The organism is Streptomyces sp. NPDC005820, assembly GCF_040630255.1.
GTDB lineage: Bacteria > Actinomycetota > Actinomycetes > Streptomycetales > Streptomycetaceae > Streptomyces.
This window is the reverse complement of record NZ_JBEXXE010000014.1, coordinates 45,805-64,378: the sequence shown is the minus strand read 5'-3', so window position 1 is coordinate 64,378 and position 18,574 is coordinate 45,805. Positions and strand designations below refer to the sequence as shown.

Below are 18,574 nucleotides of genomic sequence, written 5' to 3'. Positions count from 1 at the left end.
GGCGCCGGATCCGGCGCCCGCAGATGCGGCAGACAGTGCCGGAAGAACAGCTCCCGCGGTGTGCGGCGAGACCTGGGGCAGCCGCGCCGTCTCCGCCGTCGACCGCCCCAGCAGCACCAGCTGTACGACGTCCCGCTCCCGCGCGGTCAGGTCGGGGGACGGAGACGGCGGATGCCCGAAGGGTGAAGAGGGCCATCCGCGGCCTTCGCGGGACCGACCCCGGCCTTTCACAGGCCTCGCGTGCTCCCCACCGGCACCCCGAGGACACCGGCCGCTCCCGTCGACCCATGGGCGTGGCCGATCGCGGGCCAGGCAACAATGGGGGGATGAGCGTTCCAGCCCCCCTCGCCGACCCGCACCTCGTCTACGACCCCGTCGCGGGCGACGGCCCCAAGGACGTGGTGATCCTCGGCGCCACCGGATCGATCGGCACCCAGGCCGTCGACCTCGTGCTGCGCAACCCGGACCGGTTCCGGGTGACCGGCCTGTCCGCCAACGGCGGCCGGGTCGCCCTCCTGGCCGAGCAGGCCCGCCGGCTGCGGGTACGGACCGTCGCGGTCGCCCGTGAGGACGTCGTCCCGGCCCTGCGCGAGGCGCTCGCCGCCGCGTACGGCACCTCGGAGCCGCTCCCCGAGATCCTCGCCGGCCCGGACGCGGCCACCGAGCTGGCCGCCTCCGACTGCCACACGGTCCTCAACGGCATCACCGGCTCCATCGGCCTCGCCCCCACCCTCGCCGCCCTGGAGGCGGGCCGCACCCTCGCGCTCGCCAACAAGGAGTCGCTCATCGTCGGCGGCCCGCTGGTCAAGGCGCTCGCCAAGCCCGGCCAGATCATCCCGGTGGACTCCGAGCACGCCGCCCTCTTCCAGGCCCTCGCCGCCGGCACCCGCGCCGACGTGCGCAAACTGGTCGTCACCGCCTCCGGCGGCCCCTTCCGCGGCCGCACCAGGGCCGAGCTGGCGAACGTCACCGTCCAGGACGCCCTCGCCCACCCCACCTGGTCCATGGGCCCGGTCATCACGATCAACTCCGCGACCCTCGTCAACAAAGGGCTGGAAGTCATCGAGGCACACCTCCTCTACGACATTCCCTTCTCGCGGATTGAGGTGGTCGTGCACCCGCAGTCGTATGTCCACTCGATGGTTGAGTTCACGGACGGATCGACACTGGCCCAGGCGACGCCCCCCGACATGCGCGGGCCCATCGCCATCGGCCTCGGCTGGCCGCAGCGCGTCCCCGACGCCGCGCCCGCCTTCGACTGGAGCACGGCGTCGACCTGGGAGTTCTTCCCGCTCGACAACGAGGCCTTCCCCTCGGTGAACCTCGCCCGGCACGTGGGCGAGCTCGCCGGGACGGCCCCGGCGGTGTTCAATGCCGCCAACGAGGAGTGTGTGGAGGCCTTCCGCACCGGCGCACTGCCGTTCAACGGGATCATGGAGACCGTGACGCGGGTCGTCGAGGAACACGGCACCCCGGCCACGGGAACTTCACTCACCGTGTCGGACGTCCTCGAAGCGGAGACCTGGGCGCGCGCCCGGGCACAGGAACTGACGGCGCAGACGGCGGAGGTCCGTGCATGACGACCCTGATGTTCATCCTCGGGATTCTGGTCTTCTTCGTGGGCCTGCTCTTCTCGATCGCCTGGCACGAGCTGGGCCACCTGTCCACGGCGAAGATGTTCGGCATCCGCGTGCCCCAGTACATGGTCGGCTTCGGCCCCACCATCTGGTCACGCCGGAAGGGCGACACCGAGTACGGCATCAAGGCCATCCCGCTCGGCGGCTACATCCGCATGATCGGCATGTTCCCGCCCGGTGAGGACGGCCGGGTCACCGCCCGCTCCACCTCCCCCTGGCGCGGCATGATCGAGGACGCCCGCTCGGCCGCCTTCGAGGAACTCCAGCCCGGCGACGAGAAGCGCATGTTCTACACGCGCAAGCCGTGGAAGCGCGTCATCGTCATGTTCGCCGGCCCGTTCATGAACCTGATCCTCGCGGTCGGTCTGTTCCTGACCGTGCTGATGGGCTTCGGCATCCAGCAGGAGACCACCGACGTCGCCTCCGTCTCGCCCTGCGTCATCGCGCAGAGCGAGAACCGCGACACCTGCAAGAGCACCGACAAGCCCTCCCCGGCCGAGGCGGCGGGGCTGAAGAAGGGCGACAGGATCGTCTCCTTCGACGGCGTCTCCACCGCCAAGTGGGACACGCTCTCCGACCTCATCCGCGACAGCGCCGGCAAGACCGTGGCGATCGTCGTCGAACGCGGCGGCAAGGACGTCACCCTCCACGCCACCATCGCCACCAACCAGGTCGCCAAGAAGGACTCCAGCGGCGCCTACGTCCAGGGCGAGTACGTCAAGGCCGGCTTCCTCGGCTTCAGCGCCGCCACCGGCGTCGTCAAGCAGGACTTCGGCGACTCCGTGACCTGGATGACCGACCACGTCGGCGACGCGGTCGACTCCCTCGTCGCCCTGCCCGGCAAGATCCCCGCCCTGTGGAACGCGACCTTCGGCGACGCCCCCCGCGAACCCGACTCCCCGATGGGCATCGTCGGCGCGGCCCGCGTCACCGGCGAGATCGCCACCCTGGACATCCCCGCCTCGCAGCAGCTGGCGATGGCCGTGTTCGTGGTCGCCGGCTTCAACCTCTCCCTGTTCCTGTTCAACATGCTCCCGCTGCTCCCGCTCGACGGCGGGCACATCGCGGGCGCCCTGTGGGAGTCGCTGCGCCGCAACCTCGCGCGCGTGCTGCGCCGCCCGGACCCGGGCCCGTTCGACGTGGCGAAGCTGATGCCGGTGGCGTACGTGGTGGCCGGGATCTTCGTCTGCTTCACGATCCTGGTACTGATCGCGGACGTGGTTAACCCGGTGCGCATCTCGTAGTCATCCGTGGTTCGCGACGGCCCGGGACACTTGCTCCCGGGCCGTCTTCCATTGGGTGGGTTTGGCGGCGGTGAGGTGCCCGCGCCCGCGCCCGTGCCGTAATCTCAAAGCCTGGAACCCGCCATCGACGGGACCTGGACCTTGATCCACGACTTGGGGTTGCACAGCAGATGACTGCGATTTCTCTCGGCATGCCGTCCGTTCCGACCAGGGTTGCCGAGCGCCGGAAGAGCCGCCAGATCCAGGTCGGCAGTGTGGCGGTCGGCGGCGACGCCCCGGTCTCGGTCCAGTCCATGACGACGACCCGTACGTCGGACATCGGCGCGACGCTCCAGCAGATCGCCGAGCTGACGGCGTCCGGCTGCCAGATCGTCCGCGTCGCCTGCCCGACCCAGGACGACGCGGACGCCCTCGCGACCATCGCGCGCAAGTCGCAGATCCCGGTGATCGCGGACATCCACTTCCAGCCGAAGTACGTGTTCGCGGCGATCGAGGCGGGCTGTGCCGCGGTCCGCGTCAACCCGGGCAACATCAAGCAGTTCGACGACAAGGTCCGGGAGATCGCGAAGGCGGCGAAGGACCACGGCACGCCGATCCGCATCGGGGTGAACGCGGGCTCGCTGGACCGCCGCCTGCTCCAGAAGTACGGCAAGGCGACCCCCGAGGCGCTGGTCGAGTCCGCCCTGTGGGAAGCCTCGCTCTTCGAGGAGCACGACTTCCGCGACATCAAGATCTCGGTCAAGCACAACGACCCGGTCGTGATGATCGAGGCGTACCGCCAGCTCGCCGCCCAGTGCGACTACCCCCTCCACCTCGGCGTCACCGAGGCGGGGCCCGCCTTCCAGGGCACCATCAAGTCGGCCGTCGCCTTCGGCGCCCTCCTCTCCCAGGGCATCGGCGACACCATCCGCGTCTCGCTCTCGGCCCCGCCGGTCGAGGAGGTCAAGGTCGGCAACCAGATCCTGGAGTCCCTGAACCTCAAGCAGCGCGGCCTGGAAATCGTCTCCTGCCCGTCCTGCGGCCGCGCCCAGGTCGACGTCTACAAGCTGGCGGAGGAGGTCACGGCAGGCCTCACCGGCATGGAGGTCCCGTTGCGGGTCGCCGTCATGGGCTGTGTGGTCAACGGCCCCGGCGAGGCGCGGGAGGCCGACCTCGGCGTCGCCTCGGGCAACGGCAAGGGCCAGATCTTCGTCAAGGGCGAGGTCATCAAGACCGTCCCCGAGTCCAAGATCGTCGAGACCCTCATCGAGGAGGCCATGAAGCTGGCCGAGCAGATGGAGGCAGCGGGAGTGGCGTCGGGCGAGCCGTCGGTGGCGGTCGCGGGCTGAGGGGGTGGGTCTTCAGCGCCGGTCAGGGAAGCACAGCCCGTCCGGCGTTTGAGGACGAGGCCCGTTCAGGGCCGATGCGGGGGTCTGGGGGCGGCAGCCCCCAGCAGACGGCACGCCAACCCACGGCCACCCGCAAGCAACGGCAAGGCACACGCAGGGCGGCACCGCTCAGCTTCCGCAGGTACAGTGCGGGGACCAGCAGCCCTGAGTGTGAGGCCCCGCAGTTGTTGACCCAGACCACCTCCCGGGTCCTCGAACCGAGCGACCTGGACGCCGCGCTCGCCGTCCTCGACCGCGAGCCGGTGACCAACGCCTTCGTCACCTCCCGCGTCCAGGTCGCGGGCCTCGACCCCTGGCGGCTCGGCGGCGAGATGTGGGGCTGGTACGAGGACGGCATGCTGACGTCCCTGTGCTACGCGGGCGCCAACCTCGTCCCCATCTGCGCCACCCCCCGCGCCGTCCGCGCCTTCGCCGACCGTGCCCGCAGGGCCGGCCGCCGCTGCTCCTCCATCGTCGGCCCCGTCGAATCCACCACCCAGCTCTGGCGCCTCCTCGAACCCCACTGGGGCCCCGCCCGCGAGGTCCGCGCCCACCAGCCCCTCATGGTCACCGACCGCATGCCCGCCGACCTGGCCCCCGACCCCTACGTCCGCCGCATCCGCAAGGACGAGATGGAGACGATCATGCCGGCCTGCGTGGCGATGTTCACCGAGGAGGTGGGCGTCTCCCCGATGGCCGGCGACGGAGGACTGCTGTACCAGGCCCGCGTCGCCGAACTCGTCGGCTCCGGCCGCTCCTTCGCCCGCCTCGACGAACACGGCAGGGTCGCCTTCAAGGCCGAGATCGGCGCCGCGACCCCGCAGGCCTGCCAGATCCAGGGCGTCTGGGTGGCCCCGGAGTACCGGGGGAGGGGCCTCGCCGCCCCGGGCATGGCCGCGGTCCTGCGCTACGCCCTCGCGGACGTGGCCCCGGTGGTCAGCCTCTACGTCAACGACTTCAACACGCCTGCGAGAAGGACGTACCGGAGGGTCGGCTTCCAGGAGGTCGGCGCATTCATGAGCGTGCTGTTCTGACGCACCTGTAGGCTCCCCGCCATGGATCTCGTCATCGGCCCCCTGGACCTCCCCGCCCATGTGGACGAGGCCCTCGCGGTGCAGGCCGTCGCCTTCGGCCTCGGTCCCGACGAGGTCGCGGTCCGCCGCCAGATCGTCCTGCGGCACATGACGTACCCGGGTGCCCGGGCCCTCGGCGCCACCACCCCGGAGGGCCGCCTCGTCGGCTTCGTCTACGGCATGCCCAACGACCGCACCCACTGGTGGTCCACCGTCGTCGAGCCCTACCTCCGCGCCCAGGGCACCGACTTCTGGCTCGACGACTCCTTCGTCATCACCGAACTCCACGTCCACCCCGCCTACCAGAACCGCGGCGCGGGCCGCGCCCTGATCACCACGATCACCGACACCGCGAGCCAGCCCCGTTCGATCCTCTCCGCGATCGACTTCGACAGCCCCGCCCGCGCCCTGTACCGCTCCCTCGGCTACGACGACCTGGCCCGCCGCGTCCTGTTCCCCAGCGCCCCCCGCCCGTACGCCGTCATGGGCGCCTGGCTCCCGCTGCTCCGCAAGTAACGGATTTCCGGCGACACCGCGCTCCCGGCTAACCTCCTTGCCATCACCCTTACCCGGCAGGAGTACGAGAACCATGGCGAACGCACCGGTCCAGCGCATGTCCCAGTTGATGGCGAAGACCTTGCGCGACGACCCGGCGGACGCCGAGGTCCTCAGCCACAAGCTCCTCGTCCGCGCCGGCTACGTCCGCCGCACGGCCGCCGGCATCTGGTCCTGGCTGCCGCTCGGCAAGAAGGTCCTGGCCAACGTCGAGCGGATCGTCCGTGAGGAGATGGACGCGATCGGCGCCCAGGAGGTGCTGCTCCCGGCCCTCCTGCCCCGTGAGCCGTACGACGCCACGGGCCGCTGGGACGAGTACGGCGCCGAGCTGTTCCGGCTGAAGGACCGCAAGGGCGGCGACTACCTCCTCGGCCCGACCCACGAGGAGATCTTCACCCTGCTGGTCAAGGACCAGGCGTCCTCGTACAAGGACCTCCCGGTCATCCTGTACCAGATCCAGCACAAGTACCGCGACGAGGCCCGTCCGCGGGCCGGCATCCTGCGCGGCCGGGAGTTCCTGATGAAGGACTCCTACTCCTTCGACACGGAGGACGAGGGCCTCGCCCAGTCCTACGCCCTGCACCGCGAGGCCTACCAGCGGGTGTTCGCGCGCCTCGGTCTCGACTACCGCATCTGCGCCGCCACCGCCGGCGCCATGGGCGGCTCCAAGTCGGAGGAGTTCCTCGCCCCGGCCGGCGCCGGCGAGGACACCTTCGCCGACTGCCCGAACTGCGAGTTCGCGGCCAACACCGAGGCGATCTCGTACGAGCTGAAGGCCGTGGACGCCGAGGGCGTGCCCGCGCTGGAGGAGATCCCGACCCCGGACACCCCCACCATCGAGACCCTCGCCGCCCACCTCGGCGTCCAGGCCTCCGACACGCTGAAGAACCTCCTGGTGAAGGTCGACGGCGAGATCGTGGCGGTGGGCGTGCCCGGCGACCGTGAGGTCGACCTGGGCAAGGTCGAGGCGCACTTCGCCCCGGCGACCGTCGAGCTGGTCACCGCCGAGGACTTCGTGGGCCGCCCCGACCTGGTACGCGGTTACGTCGGCCCGCAGGGCCTGGGCGAGAAGGTCACCTACATCGCCGACCCGCGCGTGGCCCCCGGCACGGCCTGGATCACGGGCGCCAACAAGGACGGCATGCACGCGAAGAACGTGGTCGCGGGCCGTGACTTCGAGGTCGACACGTACGTCGACGTCGTGGTCGTCCAGGAGGGCGACCCCTGCCCGAACTGCGGCACCGGCCTCAAGCTGGACCGCGCCATCGAGATCGGCCACATCTTCCAGCTCGGCCGCAAGTACGCCGACGCCCTCAAGCTCGACGTCCTCGGCCAGAACGGCAAGCCCGTCCGCGTCACCATGGGCTCCTACGGCATCGGCGTCTCCCGCGCGGTCGCGGCCCTCGCCGAGCAGTCCGCCGACGACAAGGGCCTGTGCTGGCCGGCCGAGGTCGCCCCGGCCGACGTCCACGTGGTCGCCGCCGGCAAGGCCCTGCAGACCGAGCTGGCGCTGGAGGTCTCCGAGAAGCTGCGGGCGGCCGGGCTGCGCGTCCTGGTCGACGACCGGGCCGGGGTCTCCCCGGGCGTGAAGTTCACCGACGCCGAGCTGATCGGCGTGCCGAAGATCCTGGTCGCGGGCCGTCGCTCGGGTGAGGGCGTGGTGGAGCTGAAGGACCGCAGGACCGGCGAGCGCGAGGAGCTCACGGTGGACGAGGCGATCGCGAGGCTCACCGCTTAAAGAAAGCTCTCAGAGAGTTCTGTCGAGGCCTATGGGATCCTCACAGACTTCTCTCAGGCCGTTCCCCGACCGTAGGGCGTGACAGAACGTCACTGCGGAGGGGAACGGTCATGGCGACCAGGGAAGAAGAACGCGGGGCCGCGGCAGCGGTCCGCAGAGGCGCACGGCGGACCGCGGCATTGGCCGCCGCGATCACGCTGGCGGGGGCGGCCGGGGTGTTCGCCCTGATCGGCACGATGCAGGCGGACGCCACCACGACGGCGAGCAGCGGGACGAGCTCCAGTTCGAGCAGCAGCTCGGACACATCGAGCGGCAGCTCGGACAGCTCCTCCTCGGGCAGCTCAAGCAGCTCGGACGACTCCAGCTCGACCGACTCGTCCAGCTCGGACGACTCCAGCTCGACCGACTCGTCCAGCTCCGACGACTCCAGCTCCTCCTCCTCCTCCTCGGACAGCTCGTCCAGCTCGTCCTCCTCCGACAGCTCCAGCGGTCTCACCTCATCCTCCGGCGGTTCCGCCGACTCCACCTCGGGGGCGTCGTGATGACCACGCCGCTCAAGCCCCGCACCACGGCCGCCACCGAGTGGCGTGCCCTCGGCACCACCGTCCGCCTGGTCGTCACCGACCCGGCCCTGCTGGAGTCCTGCAACCTGCTCCTCGCCCGGCACCTCGCCGAGGTCGACGCGGCCTGCAGCCGCTTCCGCCCCGACTCCGAACTGGCCGCCCTCGACGCCACCGCCGGCCGCCCGGTCCGGGTGAGCCCGCTGCTCGCCGAGGCCCTCGACGTGGCCCTGCGCGCCGCCGCGACGACCGACGGGGCCGTGGACCCGACCGTCGGCTCCGCGATGGACGCGATCGGCTACGACCGTGACTTCACCCTCGTCCGGGAGGACGACCGCCCGGTCCGCCTCACGCTCCGCCGCACCCCCGGCTGGCGCACCGTCACCCTCGACCGCGCCACCGGCACGGTCACCGTCCCCCGGGGCGTCCGTCTGGACCTCGGCGCGACCGCCAAGGCGTGGGCCGCCGACCGGGCCGCGCGGATGCTGGCCGACACAGCCGGCTGCGGGGTCCTGGTCAGCCTGGGCGGCGACACGGCCGTCGCGGGCGAGGCCCCGGCGGGCGGCTGGCAGATCCGCGTCCAGGACATCACCGGTCCGGTCGACGAGACGCCCGCGCAGGGCTCGTACGCCACCGTCGGCCTGCGCGGCGGCGGCCTGGCGACCTCCGGCACCACCGCCCGGCGCTGGCAGCGCGGCGGCCACGACCTGCACCACATCGTGGACCCCCGCACCGGCCTGCCGGTCCGCTCCCCCTGGCGCACGGTCTCCGTCGCCGCGTCCACCTGCGCCGACGCGAACGCGGCGAGCACGGCGGCGCTGGTCAAGGGGACGGGCGCGGAGAAGTGGCTGACCGCTCTCGCCCTCCCGGCCCGCCTGGTCACGCACAACGGCCTGGTCGTCACAACGCCGGGCTGGCCGACCCACCCAGGGGCGCGGGACTGTGTCGATCAGCGGCTCCGCCGCGGGGCGCGCTCAGCCACCCACCGGGGGACAGCCGCATGACCACCGAAACCCTCTGGTACGCCAACAGAGCCACGGGCGCCGTCTGCCTGGTCCTCTTCACGGTCGTCGTCCTCCTCGGCATCGCGGTGCACCTGAGGACCCGCGTCCCGGGTCTGCCCCGCTTCGGCACGATGAGCCTCCACCGCACGCTCTCCCTCTCCGCCACCGCCTTCCTGGCCCTGCACATCACCACCGCGATCGCCGACAGCTATGTGAACATCACGGTCGTCGACGCCCTGATCCCCTTCGTCTCCGACTACCAGCCCCTGTGGCTCGGCCTGGGCACGGTCGCCTTCGACCTGATGCTGGCGGTCCTGATCACCAGCCTGCTCCGCGCCCGGATGGGCCACCGCACCTGGCGGGCCGTCCACTGGCTGGCGTACGCCTCCTGGCCGGTCGCCCTGATCCACGGCGTCGGCATCGGCACGGACACCGGCGCCGACTGGATGACCTGGCTCACCGTCGCCTGCGTGGCCACGGTCCTCACCGCCGGAGGCATGCGCCTCGCCCACGCGGCCCGCGCCGCCCGCCGTACCCCCGCCGCGCTGCTGCGCACCGCCGATGGAGCCCGCCCGTGACCGCGACCTTCCCCGACCTGTACATGTCCCCGCGCCTGCTCGCCCCCGGGTCCGCCCCGGCCGACCTGCCCACCCACCAGCAGCGTTACGGCCCCCTCTCCTACGGCGACCCCGAGGGCGTCCTGCGCACGGTGGCCGAATCCGGTCTCACCGGGCGCGGCGGAGCCGCCTTCCCGACGTACCGCAAACTGGTCTCGGTCGCCGAGGCGGGCCGGCGTACGGGCCGGGCCCCGGTGGTCGTCGCCAACGGTGCGGAGGGCGAGCCCGCCAGCCGCAAGGACAAGACGCTGCTGCGTCTCTCCCCGCACCTCGTCCTGGACGGTCTGCAGATCGCGGCGCACGCGGTCGGCGCAGGGGAGGCGTATCTGGGCGTCGAGGACGGCGCGACCTGGCTGGAGTCCGCGCTCGCGCAGCGCTCCGGCGACCCGCTGCCCGTCACGGTCGTACGGCTGCCGAAGTCCTTCCTGTCCGGACAGGCCTCGGCGCTCGCCCGGTTCGTCTCCGGCGGTGCAGCCCTGCCGGTCCACCCGAGCCCGCCGGTCCGCGAGCGGGGCGTGCACCGGGCGCCGACGCTGGTCCAGAACGTGGAGACCCTCGCCCATCTCGCGCTCGTCGCCCGCTACGGCGCCGACTGGTACCGCAGCGCCGGTACCCCCGCCCAGCCGGGCAGCGCCCTGTGCACGGTCCATGTCGTGGGACACGAACCCCGGGTGGTCGAGGCGCCGTACGGTCTGCCGCTGACCCGGCTGCTGCCGCTCGACGACGCCTCGGCGGTGCTCGTCGGCGGCTACCACGGCACCTGGATCCCGGCCCGCGAGGCCGCCGAACTCACCGTGGACGCGGGCTACTTGGGTGCGGGCGTGCTGGCCGTGCTGCCCGCCGACCGCTGTGGTCTCGCCGAGACCGCCCGGGTGCTGCGTTATCTCGCCCTCCAGTCGGCCGGCCAGTGCGGCCCCTGCCTCAACGGCCTGCCCCGGATCGCCACCGCCTTCCGCACCCTCGCCGCACCCGGCCCGCAGGGCACCGTGCGCACCGATCTCGCCCGCTGGTCCGGTCTCGTCGAGGGCCGGGGCGCCTGCCACCACCCGGACGGCACGGTCCGGCTGGTCCGCAGCGCGTTGACGACCTTCGCCGCCGAGGCCGACGCACACGCCCACGGCCACTGCACGGCCAACGACCGCACGCCCCTGCTGCCCGTACCCCAGGAGGCCTGACATGGACCGACAGACGATCCGGGACGTGCAGACGAACCGGGACCGGCAGATGAACCTGGACATCGACTGGACGTCCTGCCAGGGCCACGGCCTGTGCGCGGAACTCCTCCCGGAGCACATCACGCTCGACGAATGGGGCTACCCGCTCGTCGACGGCGCCCCCGTCCCCGCGCGGACGGTGAAGCGGGCCCGCCGGGCCGCCGCCGACTGCCCCGTGCTCGCCCTCAGGCTCGCCCCCGCAGGGGCCGGCCCTGGCCACTGACGGGAGATCAGCCGACGACGCAGGGGGAGGAGGCGCAGGGGGTGAGTTCGCGTGGAAGCTCCACGCGCATGCCGCAGAAACACACGAGCAGACCGCCGCGCGATGCGGGGGCACCCAGATCGATCATCAGGATGTCCCGGACTTCCCGGAGCGCGTCGCGTACCTGGAAGCCCCTGGCCACACGGATGCTGACCTCGTCAGGATCCCAGACCGCGATTCTCGGCAGTTCGTCTGCCATGCAAATGTGGACGCACACAACTGTCTCCCCAGGGCTGCACAAGGACACGCAGTGATCCGCTCCGGGAGGCCAGCGGCGCACTGATGGTACCGATGGCCGACGGGACCGTGGGGCTTTTCGTCATATTCATCCGCAACTCGGGTGTCGCCTCAGGTGATACGGCTGACCTGAAGCATCGCCTCGGCGTCCTTGAGCAGCGCGCGCTGACGTGACTCCGGCAATTGCCGGTACAGCATCAGGAGTCGGGCCTCCCGCTCGTCCCCGCTGGGCCCGGGCACGGGACGGCCGACCGACTCGAAGAACTCCCGCGGGGTCGTGGTGACGCCCCAGCGCCGGAACACCTCGACCATGGCGCGCAGCTTCTCCGGGTCGATGCGGGAGGTGCCGCGGGTGCGGTTCATCCAGGCGTTCAGTGTCGGGTACGAGATGCCGGCCTCGGACGCCAGATCCTTCTGGGTGCGGCCGGGAGCCTGGGTCAGCAGACGTTCGAGCAGTGCCGCCAGATCCTCGTCCCGGTGCGCGGGATCGTCGCCGGGTTCCGGGTCTCCTGAGTGGCTCCGCTGCTTCGTCACGCCTCAGAGGATCGGTCATCGATATCTACAGGCGCAAGTAGATCGCAGACCGCCGGCCGGGTCTTCGGATGCACGCCGGAGCGTTGTGGCGGAGCAGGTGTCTCTGTGCGCCCCCGTGCCCCCGGACCGCCATTTCCCTCACACTGTGTGAGCGGCTTGACACTATATGCATCTACGTGAAGACTGCCGACATCCCCGATGTGCACCCCTCCGGGTGACGTCCTTTCAGAGAATCTTCATCTACATGAAGATTGCAGATGTTGGAGATGCTGAAGATGTGGAGGTCTTCGTGTCCGCAACCGACAACGCCACGACCGCTCCGTGCGCCCCGGAGCCCGAGCTGATCGCCCGGGCCCGCACGGGCGACCGGGAGGCGTTCGCCGCCCTGTACGACGAGCACTACCGCCTCGTGTACGGCTTCCTTCTCATCCGCACGCGCAACAGACACCTCGCGGAGGACCTCACCCAGGAGGTGTTCACCCGCGCCCTGCGCCGCATCGACTCGTACACCTGGCAGGGCAGGGCCTTCGCCGCCTGGCTCACCACCATCGCCAAGAACCTCTACTTCGACGAACTCGCCCGCGGCCGCACCCGGTTGGAGACCCCGGTCGCCGAGTTCCACGACCCCCAGGCGCCGGGCCGGTGCACGGAGTCGCTCGCCCTGCGCGAACTGGAGGCCGTCGAGGCCCACGAGACGGTCCGTACGGCACTCCACTCGCTCAACGCGCACCAACGGCACTGCGTGGAACTGCGGTTCCTCGACGAGCTGACCCCGGAGGAGACGGCCCGGGAGATGGGCCGCAGCGTCGGCGCCGTCAAGACGCTGACGTACCGCGCGCTGCGGAAACTGCGCTGGACGACCGGGGCGGTGTCCGTGTGAACGGCAACCTTCCCCGGGCCGCCCGGGTGATCCACGCGGCACTGCGCTCCGTACCCCCCGACCAGGCCACGGCCGCCGCCCGCGCCCTGGACTCGGCCCACCTCCTCACCGATCCCGCACGTTCCTACGGCCTCCTGCTGCACCGGGAGCCGAACGGCGCCTGGACACCCCGAACCGGCCACCCACCCACCGAACCGGAACGCCCGGTCGGCGAGCTGGAGCCGGAAAGCCCACCCACCGATCGCAGACCGGTACCGAAGCGGGCGCACCCGACCAGAGAACCGGAACACCCGGCCCCCGGGCCAGAGCAGGAACACCCGGCCCCCGCGCCGGAGCCGGAGCAGCCGGCCACCCTGCCCGCGCCGGAGCAGGAGTGCCCGGCCCCCGAGCCGGAGCAGGAGTGCCCGGCCCCCGCGCCGGAGCCGGAGCGGCCGGTCACCGCGTCGACGCCGATGGTGGACGGGCCTGGCGCGGAGTCGGAACGCCCGGCCCCCGCGCCGGAGCCGATGCCGGAGTGGCCCGGTGCGGAGTCGGAACGCCCGGCCCCCGCGTCGGAGCCGATGCCGGAGTGGCCCGGTGCGGAGTCGGAGCGCTCGGTCACCGAATTGGAGCGGCAGGCGCTGGCCTGGGACGACTCCTGCGCCCGGGCCCGGCAGGTCGCCCGTGCCGTCGAGCGGCAGCTGCACGGACACCCCGGTCCGCACGGCATCCGCGTGGACGGCGACCGGGTGCGGGTCCTGCTCCGCGTCGACGACCCCGCCCAGTGGGCCCGCTGGCGCGCGTACCTGGGCCTCACCGACGCCGGTGAGCGGTCCCGCCCCCACACGGTGACCGCCGAGGGAGAACGCGACGGCGTCCCGGTGACGGTCGTGGCGCGCGGCAGCGGCACGGCACCGCCCAGCAGGGCCGGCGCCCCCGAACGGCGCCCCTTCCGGCTCGACGGGACCAGCTTCGACCTGGCCCTGCCGCAGCGCGACACGAACGGGGACCTCTGGTACTTCCAGGGCTGCCGGGCCCCCGACGGCATGCCCCTGCTGTCCCTCGACGGCCGCCCCGAGCGCTGCACGCTCGCCCAGGTGGAGGCCCAACTGGGCCCGCTGTCACCGGCGCGCCCCTCGGGGCGTACCTGAGTGCCCCCGTCTCCGCTGCGCCTGCTGGCCCTGCTGCGACCGCACGGCCGCACGGCCGCACGCGGCACCGGACCACACCACCGCCTCGCCCTCGACCTGGACGACTGCCGGCGGGAACTGGCCCGCTGGCAGCGGCACGCCGACTTCTACGAACGGGAACTGACCCGGGTCTCCCGCGAACGGGCGCACCTCCTCGCCTGGCTGGCGGCGCTGCACCCGTCGAGCGCGGTCGTCACCCCGGCCGCCGACGCGGGGCCCGGCGGTACGCACCTGCTGCGCCTCATGGCCGGCGAACGCCTGCTGTCCTGGCGCCTGCCGTCCGCCGACCTCCCCCTGTTCGCCCACGTCCGGTACGCCGAACCCACCGTCGTACCCCCACGACGCGAGGGCCCCCGCATCCCCGACCAGGCCACCCACATCCGCCACCACACCCGCCTGCTGGCCCTGGAGGAGGCCCTGTTCACCCCACCCCCCGACCCCTGACACCGGAAGACTCCGGCCGGCAGGCTCGGGAGGCAAGCCGACCGGACCGCAGCGCCCCCTGCCCCCTCACCCAGCAGCGGGGCGCTGCCCGTCGGCACCAGCAAAGCGTTGGATGCCTGGTCCGGCCCCGAAAGGGGCGCGGGGCTGTATCTACATGCGGCTCCGCCGCGTGGGCGCGACCAGCCCCAACGCACCCGCACCCCGACACCACCCGCACCCCCACCCCCCTACCGCCCTAAAGCCACCCAGCGAATTCAAGCAACAACTCAGCATCACCCCGCCGCCCCACGCGGAGCGCCCGCACCCCCGACTCGACAGCCCGAAACAGCGTCCACCCCCGCACCCGCTCCTGATCCAGCTCAAGCGACTCCGCCAGCTTCCGCACCCGCCGCCGCGTGGTCGCCGCCCCCGACGGTGAGGCGATCAGATCCTCCACCCGGTCCCGCACCAGCCGCGCCAGATCGAACGCGCACTCACCGACCACCGGATCCGGCCCCACCGCCAGCCACGGCGTCCGCTCGGCCGCCAGCACCTTGCTCTGCCGGAACGTCCCGTGCAACAGCCGGTGTTCGGGCGGCGCAGCCACCAGCTCCGCCCGGGCCGCGAGAGCCGCGTCCACCAGCACCCGCACCTCGGAGTCGACGGCGGTCCCCCGCATCGCCTCCGCCTGCCGCCCGGTCCGCTCGGCGACCGTCTCGAACAGGTGCCCGCCGCCGTCGTCGGGCGGCTCCACCCACAGCCGCCGCAGCGTCCCCGCCGCCTCCAGCTGCGCCTTCGCCTCCGGCAGCGACCGTACCGAGACATCCGGATGCAGCCGTTCGAGCAGCAGCACCCCCTGCGTCACCGGTCCGTCCAGCAGCTGTACGGCGCCCAGCCCGCCCCAGTGCGCCAGCGCCGCCCGCTCCGCCTCCGGCCGGAACCGGGGCGGGGCCAGCTTGAGCACGGCAGGCGTCCCGTCCGCCCGGCGCACCAGCACCACCAGGCTGCTCCGGCCGCCCGGCACCTGCACCCGGTCGACGGTCAACTCGCGTAGAACAACGGCCTGTTGGGCCGCCTCCGGCAGCTTCTCCAACCAGTCGTCACCGCTCGGTGCCGTCTCACCGAGCGCCCGCACCAGACGCTGCGGCGGTTCGAAAGCCATGCGCGAGTCGTTCCCTTCCCTCTCCGGGGTCACGCCGTCGGCGTGGCCGAAACTCCGGAGGTCGCCGCATCCGTACCCGCCCGCTCGGCGAGCCCAGGGAAGGCTACGCTCCCGCCGCGCCAGCGCACGGCCCGCACCGCCGCCTCCCGCAGCGCCCCGGCCGCCTCCCGGCGCCGCTGGTCCCCGGTTGCCCGCACCACATCCGAATACACCCCGGCCACCCGCTCCTCCAGCTCCGCGGCCAGCCGGACCGCCGTCGCCGCGTCCGTCACCGGGAACGGCAGCGCGTACGCGGCGCTCGCGGCGACCGGCTCGGCGCCCAGGTCGCGGACCTCACGCACCAGCGCGTCCCGCCGCGCCCGGTGCGCGTCGTAGGCGGCCCGCGCCTCCGTGCGCCGGTCGGCGCCGATCCGTCCGCCGACCACGCCGTACCCGTACACGGCCGCGTGCTCGGCGGCCAGCGCCGCCTGGAGCGCCGTGAGCTCCCCGCTCTTGTCGGGCTTCCCTGTCATCGGGTCCCCTCCGTCAGCAGATACGCGTGGGCCGCGCCGGCCGCCGCCACCGAGGCCAGCAGCCGGGCCAACTCGCCCGGGACGTCCACCAGCGCGCTCGTCCTGCGGTCCGCCAGCTCCCGCTCGGCGGCGGCCAGACCGGCGAGCGCGTCCTTCTCCGTCGTCGCGGCGGCCGCGGAGGCCGTCGGAGCGCCCGACGGACTCGTCGCCGAGGGCGTGAGGGCCGAAACCGAGGGCGTGAGGGCCGAAACCGAGGGCGTGAGGGCCGAAACCGAGGACGTGGGAGCCGAAACCGAGGGGATGGGAGCCGAAACCGAGGGGATGGGAGCCGAAGGGGACGCGGCCGGCGTCCGACCGGCGCCCCCGAACGCCTCCACATGCCGGACCACCTCCGCCCGCAGCGGCCCGAGCCGCTTCGCCAGCGCGGGATGGGCGGCGAGGACGGCGTCGTACCGCGCCAGCAGCCCGCCGCTCTCCTCGGCCGCACGCGCGCGTGCCCGCTCGGTGACCGACGGGCTGCCGCTCGCGACCTCCTCGGAGCTCTCGGAACCGGACGAGCAGCCCACGAGCAGCGCCGCCCCGGCGGCCGACGCGAGCAGGGTTCTTCTGCGCGGCCCGGAGCGGGCGCGCGGAACGAGCGGGAACGGCACGGCAGACGTCCTCGGGGAATACGTGCGAACGAAGGACCGGGAAGGGAACAGGTCCGTGATCACCGTACCTGCGCGCACGCCGGAGCGAGGGCTCCGCCACCCTCCGTGCACGGGTGGACGGCAACACTCCCCGCGACCGGATACCCTTTGACCAGACACGCGACCCATCCCACAACAGCACACGCGGCCGAGGAGTCACCCGGATGAGCACCACCCAGAGCGAGAGGCTGCGAGAGCTCCTGGAACCGCTCGTCACCTCCCAGGGCCTGGATCTCGAAGAGATCGCCGTGGACTCCGTCGGTCGCAAGCGCGTGCTGAGTGTCGTCGTCGACTCCGACACCGGGGCGGACCTGGACCAGATCGCTGATGTGAGCCGCGCGCTCTCGGCGAAGCTCGACGAGACGGACGCGATGGGCGCGGGCGAGTACACCCTCGAGGTCGGCACCCCGGGCGCGGAGCGCTCCCTGACCGAGCACCGCCACTACGTGCGCGCCACCGGCCGACTGGTGAGATTCCAGCTGACCGAGGGCGGTGAACTGGTCGCCCGGATCCTGAAGGCCGACGAGGACGGCCTCGACCTCGAAGTGCCCGGCGTGAAGGGCCGCAAGGCCACCGCCCGCAGAGTCGGCTTCCCGGACATCGCGAAGGCGCGCGTGCAGGTCGAGTTCAACCGCAAGGACCAGGACGTCAAGGACGAGAAGGAAGAGGAGGCGTAGCCGTGGACATCGACATGAGTGCCCTGCGGGGCTTGGTACGGGAGAAGGAGATCTCCTTCGACCTGCTGGTCGAGGCGATCGAGTCGGCCCTCCTCATCGCCTACCACCGCACCGAGGGAAGCCGCCGACACGCGCGCGTGGAGCTCAACCGGGAGACCGGGCATGTGACCGTGTGGGCGAAGGAGGACCCCGAGGACCTCGAAGAGGGCCAGGAGCCCCGCGAGTTCGACGACACCCCGTCCGGCTTCGGCCGTATCGCCGCCACCACCGCCAAGCAGGTGATCCTGCAGCGGCTGCGCGACGCCGAGGACGACGCGACGCTCGGCGAGTACGCCGGCCGCGAGGGCGACATCGTCACCGGAGTGGTCCAGCAGGGCCGCGACCCCAAGAACGTGCTCGTGGACATCGGCAAGCTGGAGGCCATCCTCCCGGTCCAGGAGCAGGTCCCCGGAGAGACGTACCCGCACGGCATGCGCCTGCGCTCGTACGTCGTTCGGGTGGCGAAGGGGGTGCGCGGTCCCTCGGTCACGCTTTCGCGTACCCACCCCAATCTGGTGAAGAAGCTCTTCGCACTGGAGGTGCCGGAGATCGCCGACGGGTCCGTCGAGATCGCCGCCATCGCCCGTGAGGCGGGCCACCGCACCAAGATCGCCGTACGGTCCACCCGTTCGGGCCTGAACGCCAAGGGCGCCTGCATCGGCCCGATGGGCGGCCGGGTGCGCAATGTGATGGGCGAGCTGAACGGCGAGAAGATCGACATCGTCGACTGGTCGGACGACCCGGCCGAGATGGTGGCGAACGCGCTGTCCCCGGCCCGGGTCTCCAAGGTCGACGTGGTGGACCTCGCGGCCCGCTCCGCGCGCGTGACCGTGCCGGACTACCAGCTGTCCCTGGCGATCGGCAAGGAGGGCCAGAACGCCCGCCTCGCCGCCCGCCTCACCGGCTGGCGGATCGACATCCGGCCGGACACCGAGCAGCCGTCCGACTAGAGGTCCCACCATCGGTTGGGCCGTTCGGGGG

21 protein-coding genes are annotated in these 18,574 nt (G+C 72.3%); 15 read left to right on the top strand and 6 right to left on the bottom strand.

Annotation, left to right across the window (positions count from 1 at the left end; translation table 11 throughout):
- Positions 1–326: 326 nt before the first annotated feature.
- From dxr to ABZ464_RS18805, 6 genes are all read left to right on the top strand, one after another.
- Positions 327–1,580, top strand: a complete 1,254-nt coding sequence (gene dxr, locus ABZ464_RS18830; RefSeq protein ID WP_359278141.1) for a 1-deoxy-D-xylulose-5-phosphate reductoisomerase — start codon at positions 327–329, stop codon at positions 1,578–1,580.
- A complete protein-coding gene (locus ABZ464_RS18825; RefSeq protein WP_359005538.1) occupies positions 1,577–2,881 on the top strand; it encodes a site-2 protease family protein in 1,305 nt (434 codons plus the stop codon). Before dxr ends, ABZ464_RS18825 begins: the two co-directional genes overlap by 4 nt.
- A 170-nt stretch (positions 2,882–3,051) precedes the next feature.
- Positions 3,052–4,209 (top strand): flavodoxin-dependent (E)-4-hydroxy-3-methylbut-2-enyl-diphosphate synthase, encoded by a 1,158-nt coding sequence (gene ispG, locus ABZ464_RS18820; protein ID WP_359005541.1) that lies wholly within the window; start codon positions 3,052–3,054, stop codon positions 4,207–4,209.
- 224 nt (positions 4,210–4,433) lie between these two features.
- Positions 4,434–5,282, top strand: a complete 849-nt coding sequence (locus ABZ464_RS18815; RefSeq protein ID WP_359278138.1) for a GNAT family N-acetyltransferase — start codon at positions 4,434–4,436, stop codon at positions 5,280–5,282.
- Between the two features lie 21 nt (positions 5,283–5,303).
- Positions 5,304–5,837 carry a GNAT family N-acetyltransferase gene (locus tag ABZ464_RS18810; protein WP_359278135.1) on the top strand — a complete coding sequence of 178 codons (534 nt, stop codon included), beginning with the start codon at positions 5,304–5,306 and terminating at the stop codon, positions 5,835–5,837.
- A gap of 73 nt (positions 5,838–5,910) precedes the next feature.
- A complete protein-coding gene (locus ABZ464_RS18805; protein WP_359278133.1) occupies positions 5,911–7,614 on the top strand; it encodes a proline--tRNA ligase in 1,704 nt (567 codons plus the stop codon).
- 40 nt (positions 7,615–7,654) lie between these two features.
- On the opposite strand, the gene ABZ464_RS18800 is transcribed toward ABZ464_RS18805, so the two are convergent.
- A complete protein-coding gene (locus tag ABZ464_RS18800; RefSeq protein WP_359278130.1) occupies positions 7,655–8,110 on the bottom strand; it encodes a hypothetical protein in 456 nt (151 codons plus the stop codon).
- A 45-nt stretch (positions 8,111–8,155) separates the two neighbouring features.
- Here ABZ464_RS18800 and ABZ464_RS18795 point away from each other — a divergent pair, with 45 nt between their 5' ends.
- The 4 genes from ABZ464_RS18795 to ABZ464_RS18780 are packed head-to-tail and all read left to right on the top strand — an operon-like array spanning position 8,156 to position 11,232.
- Positions 8,156–9,178 carry an FAD:protein FMN transferase gene (locus ABZ464_RS18795; RefSeq protein WP_359278127.1) on the top strand — a complete coding sequence of 341 codons (1,023 nt, stop codon included), beginning with the start codon at positions 8,156–8,158 and terminating at the stop codon, positions 9,176–9,178.
- Complete coding sequence (locus tag ABZ464_RS18790; protein ID WP_359278124.1) at positions 9,175–9,756, top strand: ferric reductase-like transmembrane domain-containing protein; 582 nt, start codon at positions 9,175–9,177, stop codon at positions 9,754–9,756. Before ABZ464_RS18795 ends, ABZ464_RS18790 begins: the two co-directional genes overlap by 4 nt.
- On the top strand, positions 9,753–10,970 hold the full coding sequence (locus ABZ464_RS18785) for an NADH-ubiquinone oxidoreductase-F iron-sulfur binding region domain-containing protein (RefSeq protein ID WP_359278122.1): 1,218 nt from the start codon (positions 9,753–9,755) through the stop codon (positions 10,968–10,970). Before ABZ464_RS18790 ends, ABZ464_RS18785 begins: the two co-directional genes overlap by 4 nt.
- A gap of 1 nt (position 10,971) precedes the next feature.
- Positions 10,972–11,232 (top strand): ferredoxin, encoded by a 261-nt coding sequence (locus ABZ464_RS18780; RefSeq protein ID WP_359278119.1) that lies wholly within the window; start codon positions 10,972–10,974, stop codon positions 11,230–11,232.
- A gap of 7 nt (positions 11,233–11,239) precedes the next feature.
- Here ABZ464_RS18780 and ABZ464_RS18775 read toward each other — a convergent pair whose 3' ends face one another.
- Entirely contained in the window at positions 11,240–11,470 is a 231-nt protein-coding gene (locus tag ABZ464_RS18775) for a hypothetical protein (RefSeq protein ID WP_359278116.1), read from the bottom strand.
- A gap of 149 nt (positions 11,471–11,619) precedes the next feature.
- Positions 11,620–12,042 carry a helix-turn-helix domain-containing protein gene (locus ABZ464_RS18770; protein ID WP_359278113.1) on the bottom strand — a complete coding sequence of 141 codons (423 nt, stop codon included), beginning with the start codon at positions 12,040–12,042 and terminating at the stop codon, positions 11,620–11,622.
- Between the two features lie 289 nt (positions 12,043–12,331).
- On the opposite strand from ABZ464_RS18770, the gene ABZ464_RS18765 reads away from it, so the two are divergent.
- From ABZ464_RS18765 to ABZ464_RS18755, 3 genes are read left to right on the top strand one after another with little or no spacing between them, the layout of a single operon-like run.
- Complete coding sequence (locus ABZ464_RS18765; protein WP_359278111.1) at positions 12,332–12,922, top strand: sigma-70 family RNA polymerase sigma factor; 591 nt, start codon at positions 12,332–12,334, stop codon at positions 12,920–12,922.
- Positions 12,919–14,052, top strand: coding sequence for a BN159_2729 family protein (locus ABZ464_RS18760; RefSeq protein WP_359278108.1), 1,134 nt, complete (start codon positions 12,919–12,921; stop codon positions 14,050–14,052). Before ABZ464_RS18765 ends, ABZ464_RS18760 begins: the two co-directional genes overlap by 4 nt.
- The gene (locus tag ABZ464_RS18755) at positions 14,053–14,535 is read left to right on the top strand and encodes a hypothetical protein (RefSeq protein WP_359278105.1); all 483 of its coding nucleotides are present in this window, start codon (positions 14,053–14,055) and stop codon (positions 14,533–14,535) included.
- Positions 14,536–14,770: 235 nt separating this feature from the next.
- On the opposite strand, the gene ABZ464_RS18750 is transcribed toward ABZ464_RS18755, so the two are convergent.
- Genes ABZ464_RS18750 through ABZ464_RS18740 form a run of 3 tightly spaced genes read right to left on the bottom strand, consistent with a single transcriptional unit; the run spans position 14,771 to position 16,838 of the window.
- Complete coding sequence (locus ABZ464_RS18750; RefSeq protein ID WP_359278104.1) at positions 14,771–15,676, bottom strand: aminoglycoside phosphotransferase family protein; 906 nt, start codon at positions 15,674–15,676, stop codon at positions 14,771–14,773.
- Positions 15,677–15,705: 29 nt separating this feature from the next.
- Complete coding sequence (locus tag ABZ464_RS18745; protein WP_359278101.1) at positions 15,706–16,188, bottom strand: ferritin-like domain-containing protein; 483 nt, start codon at positions 16,186–16,188, stop codon at positions 15,706–15,708.
- A complete protein-coding gene (locus ABZ464_RS18740; protein WP_359278099.1) occupies positions 16,185–16,838 on the bottom strand; it encodes a hypothetical protein in 654 nt (217 codons plus the stop codon). Before ABZ464_RS18740 ends, ABZ464_RS18745 begins: the two co-directional genes overlap by 4 nt.
- Positions 16,839–17,041: 203 nt before the next feature.
- Between ABZ464_RS18740 and rimP the strand changes: the two genes are divergently transcribed.
- The gene (rimP, locus tag ABZ464_RS18735) at positions 17,042–17,554 is read left to right on the top strand and encodes a ribosome maturation factor RimP (protein ID WP_359278095.1); all 513 of its coding nucleotides are present in this window, start codon (positions 17,042–17,044) and stop codon (positions 17,552–17,554) included.
- Between the two features lie 2 nt (positions 17,555–17,556).
- Entirely contained in the window at positions 17,557–18,543 is a 987-nt protein-coding gene (gene nusA, locus ABZ464_RS18730) for a transcription termination factor NusA (protein WP_359278092.1), read from the top strand.
- The last annotated feature ends 31 nt before the right edge of the window (positions 18,544–18,574 follow it).